We start from the raw sequence: 18,432 nt of genomic DNA on the forward strand, positions 1-18,432 counted from the left end.
GCGGCTTGTCACCGCCAGATGGACTTCAGCTGCCACGCCTGCATGTGGTCGAGGGTGGCGGTGCCGCCCTCGGCGAAGACCTCGACGCCGGTGCTGGAGGGGTCGGGGAAGATCTGGTCGGTGATCACGGCCTCGCCGTTGCCGCCGAAGACCTCGACGGATGACCAGTCGACGAGGATCCGCAGCTTGACCTTGCCGTTCTCGGGCTTCAGTGGTGCTGTCTGGACGCCGGGGAAGGTGCTGTTGAAGTCGCCGACGCCGGAGCGGGTGCGGTCGACGTACAGCTCCTGTGTCGTGGTGTCGTAGCCGATGACGGTCTCCTCGCCCCCGGCACCCGTGCGCACCTTCAGGCCGAAGCGTTCGGCGTCCTTGAGGGAGAAGGTCGCCTCGATGTCGAGCGCCCTGCCCTTGGCTGCGCGGCCGATCAGGGGCTTGGAGGTGCTCTTGACGGTGACGGCGGACGCCGTGGCCGGGCGCTTGTTCCGGAGGGACTCCAGGCTGCCCACCGGGGTGCTGGTCAGCCGGATCTGGCCGTTGATCGTGCGCAGTGCCATTTCCCGGGGAACACTCTGCGCGCCGCGCCAGGGGGAGGTGGGGATGGACTGGCCGTAGTCCCAGTTGTTCATCCAGCCGATCATGTAACGCTTGCCGCCCGGTGCGTTCTCCCAGGACACCGCCGCGTAGTAGTCCTTGCCGTAGTCGGCCCAGTCGGCGCGCTGTACGACGGACTTGGCGGGCTTGTCCGCGGCGGTGAACCGGTCGGCCAGGATGTGGCCCCAGCCGGCGGTGTTCATGTCGACGATCTGGATCCGCGCCTTCTTGCCGAGGTAGGGGCGCATGTTGAAGGACGCCCAGTCCAGGTTCTCGCTGTCGGCGCCGGTGGCGCTGCGGACGACCTCGCCGTCGACGATCAGGTTGACGGACGTCTCCTGCGAGACGCGCTGGGCCTGGCTGTCGGACAGCATGATGTGGTCGACGTTGATGTGGCCCCAGCCGCCGGTGTTGTCGTCGACGATCCTGATCCGCGCCTTCTTGCCGGCGAGGTCCTTGACGTCCCAGGAGGACCAGTTGAGCGCCTCGGCGTCCTTTCCGGTGGAGCTGCGGACGACTTGGCCGTCCACGAGGAGTTCGACGGCGGTGGGGTTGTCGGAGTCAGCCGGGTGGTTGCCGCCGCCGATGAGGAAGTTGATGTACTTCCTGTCGATGCTGAACTCGGGCGACGTGAGGGTGCCGGTGGTGGAGTCGCCGTTCAGGTAGGTGTTGACCAGTCCGTCGCCCAGGAAGCCGGAGACCTGTCCCTGGCCGGGGAGGGTGCCGGTGGCCGGTGCGGTGCCGAAGGCGTCTCCGGTCGCCGTCCAGTCGCCGTAGGTTCCGCCCTCGAAGTCGGCGAGGACCGTCCCCTCGGGCGGAGTCGTGTCCAGGACGGTTCCGGCCTCGTGCGGGTGCCGTCCGCCACCGATCTTGAAGTTCAGGTAGGGGCTGTTGACGGTGAAGGAGGGGGAGGTGAGGGTGCCGGTGGCGTCGTCGCCGCCGTGGAAGCTGTTGGCGAGGCCCTTGCCGTCGAAGCCTTCGACGGTTCCCTGCCCTGCCACCGCCCCGGCCGCCGGTCCGTCGCCGAACGCGGTGCCGGTGGCCGTCCACGCGCCGAAGTCGGTGCCCTCGAAGTCCTGCATCACCGTGCCGGAGGGCGGGGTGTGGGTGCCCTTGTCCTCGGCGGTGAACTTCCTGCCGTCGAAGTCGCCGATGAAGTACTGGGCGGCCGAACCGCCCGCGATACCACCGGGGTTGATGTTGACGACCAGGACCCACTTGATGTTGTTCTTGTCCCCGTCGACCGCGAGGGGGAACAGGTCGGGGCACTCCCACACGCCACCCGTCGCGCCGGCCGGCCCGAACTCGCTCTGGAGCTTCCAGTCCTTGAGGTTCCTGGACGAGTAGAACTGCACCTTGTGCTCGGTGGACAGCGAGACCGTCATCAGCCAGCTCTTGGTCGGCGCGTACCACTGGACCTTGGGATCGCGGAAGTTGTTGGAGCCGATGTCGATGACGGGGTTGCCCTGGTACTTGGTCCAGGTGCGGCCGCGGTCGGTGCTGTAGGCGAGCGACTGGGCCTGCTTGCCGCCGTTCTTGTAGGCGCTGGTGTAGATCGCCACCATGGGCGGGTTCTTCTCGGTACCAAAGCCGGTGGTGTTGTTCCAGTCGACGACCGCGCTGCCGGAGAACACCATCTCCTCGTCGTCGTGCGACAGGGCGAGAGGCAGCTCCTTCCAGTGCACGAGGTCCCGGCTCACCGCGTGCCCCCACGACATGTCGCCCCAGGAGTTGCCGTTGGGGTTGTACTGGTAGAAGAGGTGGTACTCGCCCTTGTAGTACACGAGGCCGTTGGGATCGTTCATCCAGTTCTTCTCCGGAGTGAAGTGGAACTGGGGTCTGTAGGTCTCGGTGTACGGCGGGGTGTCCGCAGCGACGGCCCGGGGGGCGAGCGGGGCGGCGGACAGGGCGTAGATGGTCGCCACCGCCGCCATCACCCGTATGCGGGCATGCCGGGATGCGCGTGCAGAGCTCATGGTGTCTCCTAGTCCCGCGGCTCGTCGGCGCAGCGCTGACTGCGGCCCCGGCGCGGACGGACCGAAAAGTGACACCCCAGCGGCGTCGACGTCCACGCAGCCGACTGGGGTGTCAACGACGACATGTGTCATCGATGACAGCGAGTGCCCGATTATGAAGCGCAGTCCGGCCGGTGCGTCAACGGTGCGGGCGTGATTGCTCCGGTACGGGCCTGCGGTCCGTCGGGCATCGTCGGCGGTCGCGAACCGCACCAACGAGTTCGGCCATGACGGGGTGAGGTCGGCAAACACGCAGGTCAGAGTGGTGACTTGGGTGGCAACCGGCAGGCTTCCGCGGCGTCGTGCGAGACCGGGACCGGCCGCGTTAACGAGTTGTTTCCGGGGTGTTGACCGGTAGGGCCTCGCGGTGCTTCACTTCCGGGACCGGTCCCGAAACCGGTTCCGGGACCGATGCCGGTACCGGTTGCACGGGTCTCTGTACGATCAGGCCCTTGGGAGCGGGAGGACGTCTTCCGCCTCTGCAGGAAGGGAGGGAGGTGACATGGGAGTCACTATCGCCGACGTGGCTTCGCGGGCCGGGGTCAGCAAGACGACGGTCTCGCGGGTGCTGAACGGCAAGGGCGAGATCAGCGAGGACACCGTCTCGAAGGTCCGCAAGGCGATCTCGGAGCTCGGTTATGTGCCGAGCGCGGGGGCCGTGGGGCTGGCACGCGGCACGACCCAGATGATCGGGATGCTGGTCCCTGACTTGGCCTGGGCCTGGGCCGGCATAGTGCAGGCGGTCGTCGAAACGCTGGAGGCCGAGGGCTTCGGGCTGCGGATGCTGACCTGGAACCGCGGTGAGGAGTCACTGCGCAGGCTGGGCCTGCAGGTCGCTGCCAAGTCGTTCGACGGGCTGCTGGTGATAGAGCCCGAGGGGGCCCTGGGATCCATCACGGAACTGCACGAGGCCGGACTGCCGGTGGTGCTGATCGACGACCGCTTCCAGCGGCCGGGATTCCCCTACGTGGCCACCACCAACCGGGAGGGCGGCGAGCAGGCGGCGCGCCACCTGCTGGACATCGGCCGTCGTCGCCCTCTGGTGGTGACCGGTCCTGATGAGTACGGCTGCACGCAGGAACGGCTGGGCGGCTTCGTCGACGCGTATGCGCAGGCCGGGATCGAACTCGAGCCGCGCAGAATCATCTGCGGCGACTTCCTGTTCGACGACGGCCGGAGCGCGGTGGCGCAAGCTCTCGCGGACGGCGTGGAGTTCGACGCGGTCTTCGGGCACAACGACCCCTTGGCGGCCGGCGTGATCGCGGCCCTGCACGAGGCCGGCCTTGAAATTCCGCGGGATGTCGCCGTGGTGGGGTTCGACGACGTCGAGGTGGCGTCGTACACCTATCCGGCGCTGACCACCATCCGTCAGCCGATGCGGGAAATGGGTGAGGCGGCGGCTCGTCTGCTGCTCGACCACGTGCGCAGATCGCCGGAGGCCGCTCCCTCGCGCATCGTTCCCACCAGCCTCGTGATCCGTGGCTCGACGTTGGAGCCGAGCTCGAACTGACGCGACGTCATCGCGATGCGTAAGTGATGGCGCCTCGCGGCCGGGCGGTGCGTTGCCGGTGACGCACCGCCCCCGTCTCCTTGAAACCCAGGCGAACCTCTTCGGCCTCGCCTTCCTCACAACATCCCGCGGTTGCGCCTGCGTTCACGCGGCACCGCCCACCTGCACTTTCCGCCCGCGCGTTTCCCGATCCGGGACACCGAAGGGGCGCCTGGCACATCCCGCCCGGCCGCTACCCACTCCGCGTCGGACGCTCCCACGCCGACCCGCGAGGGACCGCCGCCGCACCACAGAGGCTGCCCACTCATGGGTCGGCCCATCCGGGCGCCCGCCCCTTCCTACCCTTCGCCGCCCCCCCGCGCCTGTCTCGCTCAACGGCAAGGAGCCGCATCATGCGTATCACTACCCGTCACGCTGTCAGAACCGTCCAGACCCTGTGCGTCACCCTCACGGCAGCCCTCGTGGCCACCGGCTGCGGCCGGAGCGAGGATTCCGGCCCCGGCAAAGACGCACCCGCCGAGATAGCCGCGGGCAAGGCCAAGGGGACGGTGGTCATGTGGTCCCTGGGTGACCCCGACGAAGACCTGAAGGAGCTGGCCAAGAAGTTCGAGCAGGAGAACCCGGACGCCGACGTCAAGATCACCGCGGTCCCGTGGGACGGCGCCCACGACAAGCTGACCACCGCGATAGCCGGCGGCAACACACCGGACATGTCCATGGTGGGCAGCACTTGGATGGCCGAGATGGCCGCCTTGAACGGCTTTCAGGCCACCCCGACGTCGATCAAGTCCTCGGACTTCTACCCCGGCCAGTGGGACACCACCAAGTACAAGAACACCTCGTACGGCGTCCCGTTCATCGCCGACACCCAAGCGGTCTACTACCGGACCGATCTCACGGCGAAGGCCGGCATCAAGGGCGCCCTGGCGGGCGACTGGGACGGATACCTGAAGGATCTCAAGGCCATCCAGGCCACCGCCGGCAAGGAGAACCCCAAGCTGCGCCACGCCAGCGGGCTGGTGATGGGCTTCAACTCCTGGATCTTCTGGCTGCCGATGGTCTGGCAGCAGGGCAGTGACATCTACGACGCCAAGACCGGAAAGTTCACCTTCGACACGCCGGAGGTCGCCAAGGCGCTGGAGAACTACGCAAGCGTTCCGAAGCAGGGCCTGGCGCCGACCGACAGGGCGGACAACGTGCAGAGCTTCCAGGACGGGCTGACCGCCGTCTACCAGGAGGGCGCGTGGGCCGGCGGCACCTTCCACAAGGACTCTCCGCAGCTGGACGGCAAGTGGAAGACCATGCCGACGCCGTACACCAAGCAGCCCGCAGGGTTCGCCGGCGGCACCGACCTGGCGGTGTTCAAGGAGGCCAAGAACCCCGACGCGGCATGGAAGTTCGCCCAGTTCCTGACCGAGCCCGCCAACCTCGCGACCTATTCCAAGGCCACCGGCAGCCTGCCTCCTTCGCCCCAGGCGTGGACCGAGGGGAAGCTGACCGAGGACGAGAACTTGAAGGCGTTCGCCGAGCAGCTCGAGGTCAGCAAGGCGCCGCCCGCCATCACGACCTGGCAGCAGATCGCCGACACCATCGACTCCGAACTGGAGAAGCTGACCCTCGGCAAAGCCACCGTCGCCGAGGTGCAGAAGACGCTGCAGTCCAAGGCCACCAGCATCGGCACCGGCCGCTGAGCGCCGCCGCGTGAGTACCCCTCGTACGGACAACCCTCGTACGGACGGATGACATCCATGTCCACGAAAACGCTTCCCGAGCGGGGCGACACCCACGAGCAGGGCACCGCAGGGTCGGAACGGAGTGCCGATCGCCGGCATTCCGGGCTCCGTAGCACGGCGCGCGGCAGGCAGGCCCGGGCCGCCTGGGTCCTCGCCGCCCCGTTCCTCGCGCTGTTCTTGGCCTTCATGCTGCTGCCGGTGGTGTGGTCGCTGCTGATGGGCCTGACCGACACCAAGAGCGCGGACCTGCGCACACCGCTGAACGTGTCGTTCGTCGGCTTCGACAACTACGTACGCCTCTTTGAGGACCCGCAGTTTTTCACGGCCCTGCGCAACACGGCCGTGTTCGTCCTGGTGGCCCTGCCCCTGACCCTGGCCGCCGGGCTCGCAGCGGCGGTTGCCCTCGACCGGGGCATCCGCCGCTTCCGGGCCGTCTTCCGGGTCGGCTTCTACCTGCCGGTGATCACCAGCATCGTGGCCGTCGCCGTGGTGTGGAAGACGCTCCTGGAACCTCGCGCGGGACTGGCGAACCTCGTCCTGGGCTGGTTCGGGATCGACGGTCCGGCCTGGCTGGCGGACACCCGCTTCGCCCTGCCCGTCATGATCGTGATGGCGGTGTGGCGCAACCTCGGCACGGTCATGATCATCATGCTGGCGGGTCTGCAGTCCGTCCCCCAGTCCCTGATGGAAGCGGCCGAACTCGACGGCGCCGGGCCCTGGCAGCGGTTCTGGCGGGTCACCTTCCCGCTCCTGCGGCCGGCCCTGCTGCTGACCGCCGTGACCACCGGCATCGGCTATCTGCAGTTCTTCGACGAGCCGTTCGTGATGACCGATGGCGGACCGCTGGACTCCACCCTGTCGGCGACGTTGTACGCCTACAAACAGTTCGGCAACGGCAACTACGAGATGGCGTCGGCCGCCGGCTACGTCATCTTCGTCCTCATCGTCGCGCTGACCGTGCTGCAGTTCCGCGTGCTGCGAGACAAGGACTGATGCCTCATGAGCACCCTCTCCACTCTCCGAACGCCACAACCGGGCACGAACCGCGCCCTGAGGCGCCGCCGCATCCGCCGGACCTGGGGCCAGCCCTGGCTGTACCTACCGCTCGCCGGCGCCCTGCTGCTGATGATCGCGCCGTTCCTGTGGATGCTGTCCGGGTCGTTCAAGCCCGAGGCCGACATCCGCAGGGTCCCGCCCGTCCTGATACCCACGGCACCCACGACCGCCAACTACGGCGAGCTGTTCAGCACGCTCGACTTCACGAGCATGTTCGCCAACTCCGTGATCGTGGCCCTCGCCGTCACCGCGGGCAACCTGATCTTCTGCTCGATGCTCGGATACGCCCTGGCCAAGCTGGAGTTCCGCGGGCAGCGCGCCGTTTTCCTGCTGGTCATGGGGACGCTCATGATCCCCGGCCTGGTCACCTTCGTCCCGCTGTACGTGCTGGTGGCCAACATGCAGCTGACCGGCTCCCTCCTCGGGCTGATCCTGCCGTTCCTGGCCACGCCCTTCGGGGTGTTCCTGATGCGGCAGTTCATCTCCACCCTGCCCGACGAACTGATCGACGCCGCCCGCGTCGACGGCTGCCGCGAACTGGCCATCTTCGCGAAGATCATCCTTCCGCTGACCAACGGCCCTCGCCACCCTCGGGATCATCACCTTCCTCGGCTCCTGGAACAACTTCCTGTGGCCCCTGGTCGTGGCCCAGAACGAGAGCCAGTACACCCTCCCCGTCGGCCTCGCCCTGGCCAGCAGCGGACAGTCCTTCACCCGCTTCGGCATCCTGCTCGCCGGCGCCATGGTCGTCCTGCTGCCGGTGATGATCGTCTTCCTGCTCTTCCAGCGACAGTTCGTGGCCGGCATCGCCACCACCGGCCTGAAGTGACGGCCCGCCGCCCTGTGTCGCACCGGCCCCGCCCAGAGCGGCGGACGGACGGCACGCGAGCCCCGCCGCGCCGGGCGGCAACGCTCGCGCGACGAAGCACTCACCGTCGCCCATCAACTCTCTGATCTGTGACGACTCATCTCTTGGAGAACACCGTGGGACAGCCGGACCACTCTGCCGCGTACCTGGATCCGGAAGCGTCCGTGGAAGCGAGAACCGACGACTTGCTGTCCCGGATGACCCTGCCGGAGAAGGTCGGGCAGCTGCTGATGCTCGACGCACAACACGGGGACCTGGCGGACATCGTGTCGGCCAAGCTGGCCGGGGCAGTCCTGCATGTGTCTCCCGACCTCATGCCGCAGGCCATGGAACTGGCCCGGCGGACACGGCTCGGCATACCGCTGCTGACGGCCGACGACGGCATCCACGGCCACTCGTTCTGGCCGGGGGCGACCATCTTCCCGACCCAGCTGGCCATGGCCTGCACCTGGGACCCCTCCCTGCTCCACCGAGTCGCCCGAGCGGCCGCGACCGAAATCGCGGCGACCGGAATCCACGGGACGTTCTCCCCGGTGCTGTGCATCACCCGGGACCTGCGCTGGGGCCGGATCAACGAGACGTTCGGCGAGGACCCGTTCCTGATCGGTGAACTCGGGGCGGCCATGGTGCGCGGCTACCAAGGTGAGGGCCTCAGCGACCCGACAGCCGTGCTGGCGTACGCCAAGCACTTCGCGGGCTACTCCGAAACCCTGGGCGGGCGCGACGCCAGCGAAGCCGATCTCAGCCCCCGCAAGCTGCGCTCGTGGTTCCTGCCCCCCTTCGAGCAGGCGGTACGGGCCGGCTGCCGCGGCTTCATGCTCGGCTACCAGTCCATCGACGGGGTGCCCATCACGGCGCATCAGTGGCTGATCAACGACGTGCTCAAGGGCGAGTGGGGCTTCACCGGGACGCTGGTGACCGACTGGGACAACGTCGGCCGGATGGTCTACGACCAGCGGACCTGCGCCGACTACGCCGAGGCGGCGGCGGTCGCCGTCAACTCCGGGAACGACCTCATCATGGCCACGCCGCAGTTCTTCGAGGGCGCCCAGGAGGCGGTCGCCCGCGGCCTGATTGAAGAGAAGCAGATCGATGACGCGGTACGGCGGGTTCTGCGGCTGAAGTTCGAGCTCGGGCTCTTCGAGGACCCCCGCGCCCCCGACCCCGAGCGGCAGGCGCAGGTGATCGGCTGCAGCGCACACGCCGACCTCAACCTGGAGACCGCCCGTCGCTCCCTGGTGTTGCTGCGCAACGACGGGGTCCTGCCCCTCGAAGGCAGGCTGACCTCGGACGGAACCGGCCGCGCCGCGAGCCGAGGCAAGCAGCGGACGATCGCGGTCATCGGCCCCAACGCCGACAGCCCGGAGGCCATGCTCGGCGACTGGGCGGGTGCCACCGGCCAGGTCCCGTGGATGCCCGAAGGGCATCCACGCGAGTCGGTGGAGACGGTGCTCGACGGCCTGCGCGCCGTCGCGCCGGCCGACTGGACCATCACGTACGCCCGCGGAGCCGACATCGAAAGCCCCGCCTCCGACTCCGAGTGGTCCCTCGGGCCCGACGGCCAACCGCAGCCATCCGTTTTCACCCCCGCCCCGGTCGACCAGGCACAGCTTCGGGAGGCCACCGCCGCCGCGGAGGCGGCCGACTACGCCGTCGTGGTCGTGGGGGACACCATCGCCCTCACCGGCGAGGTGCGCTCCACGGCCACGCTCGACCTCCAGGGAGGCCAGATCGCGCTGCTGGACGCGGTCGCCGCCACCGGCACACCGATGATCGTCGTACTCGCCCAGTCCAAGCCGAGCACCCTCCCGGAGTCGGCACTGAACGCGGCAGCCCTCATCGAGGCGTTCAACCCGGGCATGCGCGGTGGCCGCGCCGTCGCCGAACTACTTCTCGGACTCGTCGATCCCAGTGGCCGGCTCCCGGTCTCCTTCGCACGTCACGTCGGACAGCAACCGGTCTTCTACAACCAGGTGCGAGGCCAGCACGGGAGCCGCTACGCGGATCTCACCCAGGACCCCCTGTTCGCGTTCGGCGAGGGCCTCACCTACACCACGGTCACCTACTCCGACCTGGTCGTGCACGATGCGGAGGTCTCCGCCGACGGCACCGTCGACGCCACGGTGCGGCTCACCAACAGCGGCAGCCGCAGGGCCGTGGAAACGGTCCAGGCATACGTCAGCGACCTGACCACCAGCGTCACCTGGGCCGAGCAGGAGCTGAAGGGTTTCACCCAGGTTGACATACCTCCCGGCGAAAGCCTGGACGTCCGCATCAGCATCCCTGCCTCCCAGTGCACTCTCGTCACAGCCGACAACCGCCGAGTGGTCGAACCAGGCGAGTTCGCACTCCGCGTCGGCCCCAGCTCACGGCGGGAGCAACAGCTGAGCGTGGAATTCCGCATCCGGACCTGAAGGCCGCACACAGGCTTGAAGACCACCGCCCCGTCGGCCCGCCGCCCCGCGAACCAGAGGGCCGGCGGGGCGGTCCCCTGTCATACCGAAAGGCACGCGTGTGTCCACCCCACCCCGCGATCCACACTTCCCCGTCGCGCACCTGCGCCCGCCCCGCAACTGGATCAACGACCCCAACGGGCTGGTCTTCCACGACGGCCACTACCACGTGTGCTACCAGTACAACCCGCACGGAGCGAACCACGCCAACATGCACTGGGGCCACTTCCGCAGCCCCGACCTGCTGACCTGGGAGCCGCTGCCGATCGCCCTGTCCCCGACCCCCGGTGGCCCGGACGTCGACGGCTGCTTCTCCGGCAACGCCGTCTCCGACGGCGAATGGCTGGTCGCCTTCTACTCCGCGCACCGCGAGGACCGCTCGTTCCAGCACCAGCCGGTCACCCGCGCCGTCTCCCGAGACAGCGGCCGGACGTTCAGCCCGAGTGGTGAATTGGTCATCCCCGAGCTGCCCGAGGGCTGCACCATGTACCGCGACCCGTACGTCTGGCAGGACGGCGACGGCTGGCGGATGCTGGTCGGCGCCGCCCTCGCGGACGGCCGCGCCGCCGCCCTCCTCTACGACTCACCCGACCTGGAGAACTGGGCCTACCGGGGGCCCTTCGCCACCCGCCATCCGGAGCCCATCGGCGGCACCGACCTGCTCACCGGGGAGGGCTGGGAATGCCCGCAATACCTCCCGGCAGCCGACGGGCGCGGCGCCCTCCTCTTCAGCACCTGGACCGAACCCACCGGTCCGCAGAGCGTCGCGGCCCTGATCGGCGAAGAGCATGACGGCCACTTCAAGGCGGGCTCAGCGGTGCCCGTCGACCACGGCCCCGACTGCTACGCCCCCGCCCTGCTGCGGGCACCGGGCGGCCGGTGGCTGCTGTGGGGCTGGTCGTGGGAAGCCCGCGACGAAGCCTGGGCCGTCGCGGACGGATGGGCCGGGGTCCTCACCCTGCCCCGCGAGATCCACGTCCACGACGACGGCACACTGCGCCAGCAGCCCGCCACCGAACTGCTCGCCCTGCGCGGCCGACACACCATCACCGCCACAGGCGCGACGCACGGCTCGCAGCCGGTGGACCTCGGCACCGTGGGCCCCGCCTTCGACCTGACGGCCCGTCTGGAGCCGACCGGAAACGCCGGCCTGCGGCTGCTCACCACCCCGGACGGCTCCGAGTACCTCGACATCCGTCTCGACGTAGACGCGGGCGAACTCGTCGTCGACCGTGACCACGCCTCACTGGACAGCCGGGCCCGCGGCGGTTCCCACCGGATGCCCTGCCCGCCAGACCGGCCCGTCGACCTGCGCGTCGTCGTCGACCACTCCATCGCCGAAATCTTCCTGATCACCACCGGCCAGGTCCTCACCCTGCGCTTCTACCCCACGGGGCAGAGCCCGTGGCGACTTCAGGCCCGCACCGCCCCGGGTACGCGCCTCGGCTTCGCGGTCGACGCGTGGGAACTGCACCCGCTCGTGATCAATGAGCAGGGCACCGGCGCCGAAGAGCCGGCTCCGGCGTCGCCGTAGAACCGACTCCAACCGGTCGATCCCCCACCTCGGCAACGTGTCCCACCCGCTCTCCCAAGTACTGAACAAGCAGGTCCGAAGGAGGATCTTCCATGAGGTCATACGGTCTCGGACGACGCCAGTTCCTGGCCACCGCCGTTGGTGTCGCTGCCGCCTGGACCCAGTATTCCGGGAACGCCATCGCCGCCCCGCAGCTGAAGCAAGCCTCACGTGACGATTCCGTCCGTGTGTGGCTGACGGACGTATCGGCCGACAAGTGGGTCGCCGGCCAGGACGATGTGCTGTTCAAGGCGAAGAGAACGGCCAACCCGCTGACGATCAAGGTCGACGACAGCGTCAAGTACCAGAAGGTCCAAGGCTTCGGCGCGGCCATGACCGACTCCTCCGCCTGGCTCATCGACAAGCTGTCCACCGCCGAGCGGACCAAGCTGATGAAGAAGCTGTTCGATCCCTCGAAGGGAATCGGCCTCAGCCTGCTCCGCTCTCCGATGGGCGCCACGGATTTCAACGCGTCCGGGAACTACTCCTACAACGACATGCCCGCGGGACAAACGGACCCCACGCTGTCCAACTTCTCTGTCCAGCATGACGTGCCGTACATCATTCCGGCCTTGCGGCAGGCCATCTCACTCAACCCGTCCATCAAGATCATGGCCAACCCGTGGAGCCCACCAGGCTGGATGAAGACCTCCGACTCCATGATCGGAGGCACCCTCAAGAGCGAGTACACCTCCGCGCTGGCCAACTACTTCGTCAAGTTCATCCACGCCTATGGCGAAGCCGGCGTGCCCATCTCCTACATCTCCCCGCAGAACGAACCCATGGGTACTCCCACCTGGCCCGGAATGTTCCTGTCCGCCTACCAGGAAGCCGAGTTGATCCAGGAGATCGGCAAGGCGTTCGAAGCCAACGGAATCTCCACGAAGATCCTGGCCTGGGACCACAACTGGGACGTGCCCTCGTATCCCGAGACGATCTTCAGCGAACCCGCAGCCTCCAAGTACACCGCGGGAACCGGATGGCACATCTACAGCGGCAACCCGAACTACCAGACAGTGGTCCACAACGACTACCCGAGCAAGGAAACCTTCATCACGGAAGCCACCGGAGGCGTTTGGCAGGACAGCGACCAGACGGCGTTCAGCGAAGCACTGGGAACGTGGATCATCAACGGAACGCGCAACTGGGCAAACGGGGTGATGCTGTGGAACATCGCACTCGACCCCGATCGGGGCCCGCTCAACAGCGACACGGCCGGCATACCCATGCTTCGGGGGTTGCTCACGATCGACCCGGCCGACGGGCGGGTGTCCTACAACGTGGACTACCACGCCCTCGCTCACGCCAGCAGGTTCGTCAAGCCCGGAGCACGCCGGATCTACTCGAACACCTTCGGCGAAGGAAGCATAGAGAACGTCGCGTTCCGGAACCCGGACGGATCGAAGGTGCTGATCGCCCACAACTCGGGCAGCGCCGCGAAGACCTTCAGCGTCGCGGACGGGACACACTCGTTCGACTACACCCTGAACGCCGGCGACGCCGTCACCTTCACGTACTCCGGGCCTGCGCAGAGCGGCCGTACCCCCGCAGCGACCAAGGTCTCGGACCCGACACACGACTTCACGTTCACGTCGTCGTCCGGCCCGGTCACCGTCACGTACGATCCGGCACTGCTGCCCTACCAGAACGCCATCCGTACCGGAAACAAGCTGGTCACGTACTCCCTTCCGATCGGAGCTTCCGTCCAGACGACCGGAAGGGCGCTGAGCCGTGGCAAGTGGACCGCCACGGCTTCCGCGCAGCCGGACTGGGGGGTGGCCGCGAACGCGATCGACGGCGACATCAACACCAGGTGGAGTCTCGGGCACGGGACGACGAGCGGCGACTGGTTCCAGATCGACCTGGGGAGCCCCACGAGCTTCAACAAGATCGTCATCGACACCGGCGTGAACAATTCGTTCGACTACGTCACCAGGTACCAGATATACGTTTCGAACGACGGAGCCGATTGGGGCAGCGCGATTGCGAGCGGCAGCGGTGGCATCGGCAAGATAGCCGTCCCGTTGCCGACCCGAACGGCACAGCACATTCGCATCGTCAGTACCGCGGCATCCGGTTTCTGGTGGGCCATCGGCGACATCGAGGTGTACGGGTCTGCGCGTGGAACCGGCTCGATCACAGCTCCGGCAGCGATACCGAACGGCCTCCAGTTGAAGAACTGGACCAGCAAGGAAGGGGAGCAGGTCACCGTAGTATTCAACGGGACCACCGACAGCAAGAGTTTCAAGATGTCCACCGACGGCTCGTACACCTATACGCTGCCAAGCGGCACCTCGGCGATGTTCACCACCAAGAGGCTCTCGAGCTTCCCATCGCCGACCTTCAGCGATTTGAAGCCGGAACGAGGAATGCCGCGCTCCAAGTTCACGATTCGCGGGTCTGGTTTCGGTGATGCACAGGGGCTGGGTACGGTGTATTTCGGATCGAGCTATGCCGAAATAGACACCTGGTCGGACACGAGCATCAGCGCCTACGTTCCGAAGGGGCTTCCGGCGGGGAAGGTCACGGTTTCCGTGAAGGGGGCCAGCGGAGCAGACGCAGGTGGATCATCGTTCGACGTCATAGACCTTGGTCCTGCGCTGCCTCGGACGGGCTGGACCGCAAGGGCTTCGGAGGCAAGCCAGTGGGATGCGCCCGGAAACATGCTCGACGGCAATTCCGACACCCGGTACAGCTCCGGAACAGGGCAGTACGACGGCCTCTGGATCCAAGTGGACATGGGGCAAACGCAGACCTTCAGCAAGATTGTGCTGGATGTCGGCGGCAGTGTCAGCGACTATGCGCGGAGCGCAGACGTATACGTATCCACGGATGGAACCGACTGGACCGAGGTCACGTCCGTAGCGGACGGCCAACGAGTCCACCTGATTTCCTTCCCGACGCAGACAGCTCGCTACATCAAGATCGTCAATACCGGCAATGTTGCGCGTAGCTGGTGGTCAGTCGCAGAATTCAACGTCTACAACTGACCTCGGGCTTTCATGCAGGGCGACCGCCGGCCTTGCCCCCGACGCTGAGGAAGTGCCTCTGGCCAGCGAGGATAGGGATTGCTGATGTCCTTGTTCCCGCAGTGGCTGGAGGCACTTCCCAGATGATGGATGCGCTCGGCTGTGACTGCCAGGCCTATACAGGGATGCTTCGCGCACAGCCGACCGTGCTCGGGCTGGTTGCCTCCGAGGCACTGGACGCGACCCGGAAGGCTCGCTGCAGCAATGGGTCTGGTCACTGGGGCGGCGACGCTTCGACCTCGACCTACTGGGCTCCCTCGACGCGCGCACGAAGGAGTCCGTCAGCGTCGGCCAGCACTCTGGCGAGTGAGGCTCGGGCTGAGCGCATTGAAGAACTCCTGAGCGCCTACGACCGTCCGGCCGAGCCTGATGAACAGGACGAGGATTAGCTTCGTCGCAGGAGCTGCCGGCGGCTCACCAGCCGAACTCCATCTGGACAGGGGTGCCGTCGATGATCTCGGAACATGAACGTGACCGTGGCGGGCTCGCCGACCGCCTCGGCCGACCCGAGCACCCTCTCCACCTCGTCGTTGATCGGGTACCCCACCACTCGGGAGCCACCCGCGATTGCTTCGTCGTGATCAATATCGGTGAGAATCGGTGTCACTCCGGGTGTGGGGCACGCGGTCCGGGGCCCCCTCGGCCGAGCCACGCTGGGACGGGGCCTTGTCCGGGAAGCCGGAGGTCCACCAGGCGCGGGCGCCCGAGGTGACGGCGAAGGCATCGACACCGGGCAGGGATTCGATCCATTGGCGTGCGCTCGGGCCCATGGCGAAGGCAGCCGTTGCGTAGGCGTCGATGTCGGTGAGGTGGCGGCCGACCAGGGTGATCGAGAGCAGTCCGGAGGCCGCCGGGCGACCGGTGTGCGGGTTGAGGATGTGGGCGCCGCGCTCGGCTGTGCCGGAGGTCGCGAGGGCGAGGTCCCGGCCGGTGACGATGGTGCAGAGGTCGCGTGGTTGCAGGGGGTTGGAGATGCCGACTTGCCATGGCACGCCGGGGGCGCACTCGCCGCGCAGTTGGATGTCGCCGCCACCGTTGACACAGGTGTTGCGCGCCCCGGCCCGCTCCAGAATCTCTGATGCGCGTTCGATGGCCCAGCCCTTCACCATGCCGGTGGGGTCGAGGCGACCGCCGGGCGCGCGGCTGAACCAGCCGCCGCTGATGCGCTCGGCGCTCTCGCAGAGCTGCAGCACCTCGGCGACTTCGGGATCGCAGTCGGCGAGGTTCATCTCGCCGCGGACCAGGCGGCAGATCTGGCTGTCGCAACGGTAGGTGGAGAAGACCTCGTCCACCCGGTGCAGCCATGCCACGGCCTGCTCAAGGGCGCGGCGGATGGCGGACGTGGGCGTGTCACGGATGTCGAAGGAAAAGACCGTTCCCATGGCGTGCTCGACGTGACGCAGCGGCGCGGGTTTCTCGGATCCCGTGGAAGCCCTGTGCACTTGGTACACCTCGCGTATGTCAGGCACCGGCCTTGTCCAGGGCGCTCTGGAGTGACTGCATATAGCCCTCGCTGGTGTAGGAGGCGCTGGAGACAGCCTGGATCTGCGCGCTCTGCGCACCCAGCGCTTCCCGGGTCAGGGTAGGCACGGCGTAGTCGGCGATCGCCTGGCTGCGCGACGCGGCGCTCGGAGTCCGCAGTGCTTTGACGTTGGTCAGTTTGCCGTGGGAGAGGGTGACGGCGACTTGGACCGGGCCGTAGGGGGTCTGCTCGACGGCACCGGTGTACGTGCCGGTGGCTCCGCCCCCGGTGCCGGAGCTCTTCGACCCGCTGGGGCGGCTGGAGTGGCTCGGCTGGCCGGAGCTGGAGCCCGGCGTGGGCGAGGAGACCGCGCCACCGCCGGAGCCGGCCAGTAGCGGCAGGGCTGTGTGGTGTGGTTTGAGGGACAGCAGCAGGACCAGGCCCGCAACGGTTGATGTCGTCAGGAGGGCGGCTCGGCGCATTGCCATGATCTTGCTCCTTTCAGGGTGCTCGGACCGGTCAGAACGCGAATGATTCGTGGTGGATGCGGCGGCGTGGTACCCCGGCCCCGCGCAGGGCTGGTATCGCCGCGGCCGTCATCCCCGGTGGCCCGCACAGGTAGACGTCGCGCTCGGCGATGTCGGGCACGAGGGTGGCCAGCCCGCCCGCGGTGAGTGGCGAGGAGTACTGGGCGGGTTCGTCGACCACGTAGTGCACGGTTGCCCCGCGATCGGCCGCTATGGCGTCGAGTTCCTGCCACAGCGCCAGGTCCTCCGGGCGGCGCGCCCGGTAGACCAGGGTGACCTGGCCGGGCAGCGTCTCGAACAGCGCGCGCAGCGGGGTGATGCCGGCGCCGCCGCCCAGCAGCAGTACTTTTCGGGCCGTGCGTCGGGCCGCCGTGAAGGCACCGTAGGGCCCCTCGGCCCACACCCGGGTGCCTGGCCGGAGCCTGGCCAGCGCCTTGCTGTGGCCGCCGACGGCCTTCACGGTGATCCGCAGGTAGTCCGGGTTCGGCGGTGTGGAGAGCGAGTAGGGGTTGGCCGTCCACCACATCCTGGGGGCGAGGAAACGCCAGCGGAAGAACTGACCGGGCTCGGCACCCAGTTCATCCAGGTGCCGGCCGCACATGAAGACCGACACCACGCCGGGCGCCTCGGGCCGCACCTCGGTCACGGTCAGCCGGTGCCGCAGGGCCCGCCGCACCGGGGTGAGGAAGCGGTTCCACACCAGCAGCGCAGCCACGCCGATGTAGAGGGCGTACCAGGCGAGCTGGGCGGGGCGGTGGGCGACGAAGTCGGCGCCGTTGGAGAGCTGGTGGAAGAAGGCCAGGAAGATGGCGAGGTAGGTGGCGAAGTGCAGGTAGTGCCAGGTCTCGTAGCTCAGTCGGCGGCGGGCGGCGCGGGCGGAGATGATGCCGGTGGCGACCAGGAGGAGGAAGCCTGCCGTGGCCTTGAGCATGTCGGGATAGGTGAGGACGAACGTGGTGGTCTGACTGACGAAGCCTGCGTGGGCGCTCGCCGCGTAGCCGAGGGTGATCAGCAGGGTGTGGGTGAGCGTCAGCGAGATGGTGTAGCGGCCGCCCAGCGCGTGCCAGCGGGCCAGGCGGTCCGAGCCGACGGCCCGCTCCAGCAGGGGAAAGCGAGACATCAACGCGAGCAGCACCGCGCAGGCGTAACCGGCCAGCAGGCCGGTGACCCGGCCGGCGTTGGTGAGCCATCCGGCGAGGCCGACCACGGAGGTGGTGTCGATCCACCACAGGGCCACCACCGCTGCGGCTCCTGCATAGACCAGTACTTGGGCCACGACGGGAACGGTGTGGGGGGAGGGCAGGGCGCGCTGAGGGGAGCGCGTCCTTGCATGGCGGCTGTGTGTGGATGTGGTGGCCACGGGGCTCCTCTCGTCGACTCGCGGTGCCGTGCGGTGCCTCGACGCCGCGTCGACGTGGTGATGCGTCGTGTGGTGCGTGTGCGTCGGCGACCTTTCCAGCGGAACTTCTGGAAAGCCTCTGAGCGCTTCCCCTCGCTCGCTCATTCAGAGAGAACTCAGAACCTTTTGCCGCTCCCGGCGAGGGTGCTGTCGGAGCTCTCGCCAGTGCCCCACTGGTAGGGGGACAACACTCTCGGACCGCTGAGTCCGCCCCGG

At 67.8% G+C, this 18,432-nt stretch carries 11 protein-coding genes and 1 pseudogene; 8 read left to right on the forward strand and 4 right to left on the reverse strand.

The window, feature by feature from the left end; all coding sequences use genetic code 11:
- Window positions 1-8: 8 nt before the first annotated feature.
- The gene (locus V8690_RS34960; protein WP_338784067.1) at window positions 9-2,567 is read right to left on the reverse strand and encodes a GH32 C-terminal domain-containing protein; all 2,559 of its coding nucleotides are present in this window, start codon (window positions 2,565-2,567) and stop codon (window positions 9-11) included.
- Between the two features lie 541 nt (window positions 2,568-3,108).
- Between V8690_RS34960 and V8690_RS34965 the strand changes: the two genes are divergently transcribed.
- The 8 genes and pseudogenes from V8690_RS34965 (at window position 3,109) to V8690_RS35000 (ending at window position 14,789) form a co-directional block, all read left to right on the forward strand.
- On the forward strand, window positions 3,109-4,116 hold the full coding sequence (locus V8690_RS34965) for a LacI family DNA-binding transcriptional regulator (RefSeq protein ID WP_338784068.1): 1,008 nt from the start codon (window positions 3,109-3,111) through the stop codon (window positions 4,114-4,116).
- Between the two features lie 392 nt (window positions 4,117-4,508).
- Window positions 4,509-5,807 (forward strand): extracellular solute-binding protein, encoded by a 1,299-nt coding sequence (locus V8690_RS34970; RefSeq protein WP_338784070.1) that lies wholly within the window; start codon window positions 4,509-4,511, stop codon window positions 5,805-5,807.
- A gap of 57 nt (window positions 5,808-5,864) precedes the next feature.
- Window positions 5,865-6,842, forward strand: a complete 978-nt coding sequence (locus V8690_RS34975) for a sugar ABC transporter permease (protein ID WP_338784071.1) — start codon at window positions 5,865-5,867, stop codon at window positions 6,840-6,842.
- Between the two features lie 336 nt (window positions 6,843-7,178).
- Window positions 7,179-7,418, forward strand: a pseudogene (locus tag V8690_RS34980) (carbohydrate ABC transporter permease); the annotation flags it as partial.
- A 130-nt stretch (window positions 7,419-7,548) separates the two neighbouring features.
- A complete protein-coding gene (locus V8690_RS34985) occupies window positions 7,549-7,734 on the forward strand; it encodes a hypothetical protein (RefSeq protein ID WP_338785685.1) in 186 nt (61 codons plus the stop codon).
- 155 nt (window positions 7,735-7,889) lie between these two features.
- Window positions 7,890-10,187: a glycoside hydrolase family 3 N-terminal domain-containing protein gene (locus tag V8690_RS34990; RefSeq protein WP_338785557.1), complete on the forward strand. Its 2,298-nt coding sequence runs from the start codon at window positions 7,890-7,892 to the stop codon at window positions 10,185-10,187.
- Window positions 10,188-10,287: 100 nt separating this feature from the next.
- The gene (locus V8690_RS34995) at window positions 10,288-11,760 is read left to right on the forward strand and encodes a glycoside hydrolase family 32 protein (RefSeq protein ID WP_338784072.1); all 1,473 of its coding nucleotides are present in this window, start codon (window positions 10,288-10,290) and stop codon (window positions 11,758-11,760) included.
- A 92-nt stretch (window positions 11,761-11,852) separates the two neighbouring features.
- On the forward strand, window positions 11,853-14,789 hold the full coding sequence (locus V8690_RS35000) for a discoidin domain-containing protein (RefSeq protein WP_338784073.1): 2,937 nt from the start codon (window positions 11,853-11,855) through the stop codon (window positions 14,787-14,789).
- A gap of 620 nt (window positions 14,790-15,409) precedes the next feature.
- Here the strand turns inward: V8690_RS35000 and V8690_RS35005 are convergent.
- The 3 genes from V8690_RS35005 to V8690_RS35015 all read right to left on the reverse strand — a co-directional run bounded on the left by V8690_RS35005 (window position 15,410) and on the right by V8690_RS35015 (window position 18,177).
- The gene (locus V8690_RS35005; protein WP_338784074.1) at window positions 15,410-16,210 is read right to left on the reverse strand and encodes an FAD:protein FMN transferase; all 801 of its coding nucleotides are present in this window, start codon (window positions 16,208-16,210) and stop codon (window positions 15,410-15,412) included.
- Between the two features lie 79 nt (window positions 16,211-16,289).
- Entirely contained in the window at window positions 16,290-16,772 is a 483-nt protein-coding gene (locus tag V8690_RS35010; protein ID WP_338785558.1) for an FMN-binding protein, read from the reverse strand.
- 37 nt (window positions 16,773-16,809) lie between these two features.
- Complete coding sequence (locus V8690_RS35015) at window positions 16,810-18,177, reverse strand: ferric reductase-like transmembrane domain-containing protein (protein WP_338784075.1); 1,368 nt, start codon at window positions 18,175-18,177, stop codon at window positions 16,810-16,812.
- Between the last annotated feature and the right edge of the window lie 255 nt (window positions 18,178-18,432).

Origin of the sequence: Streptomyces sp. DG1A-41, from assembly GCF_037055355.1 — a bacterium.
Taxonomy (GTDB): Bacteria; Actinomycetota; Actinomycetes; order Streptomycetales; family Streptomycetaceae; genus Streptomyces.

Coding starts and splice junctions, on each gene's coding strand:
- V8690_RS34960 (WP_338784067.1), bottom strand. CDS start 2,567: ATGAGCTCTGCACGCGCATCCCGGCATGCCCGCATACGGGTGATGGCG.
- V8690_RS34965 (WP_338784068.1), top strand. CDS start 3,109: ATGGGAGTCACTATCGCCGACGTGGCTTCGCGGGCCGGGGTCAGCAAG.
- V8690_RS34970 (WP_338784070.1), top strand. CDS start 4,509: ATGCGTATCACTACCCGTCACGCTGTCAGAACCGTCCAGACCCTGTGC.
- V8690_RS34975 (WP_338784071.1), top strand. CDS start 5,865: ATGTCCACGAAAACGCTTCCCGAGCGGGGCGACACCCACGAGCAGGGC.
- V8690_RS35000 (WP_338784073.1), top strand. CDS start 11,853: ATGAGGTCATACGGTCTCGGACGACGCCAGTTCCTGGCCACCGCCGTT.
- V8690_RS35005 (WP_338784074.1), bottom strand. CDS start 16,210: ATGGGAACGGTCTTTTCCTTCGACATCCGTGACACGCCCACGTCCGCC.
- V8690_RS35010 (WP_338785558.1), bottom strand. CDS start 16,772: ATGCGCCGAGCCGCCCTCCTGACGACATCAACCGTTGCGGGCCTGGTC.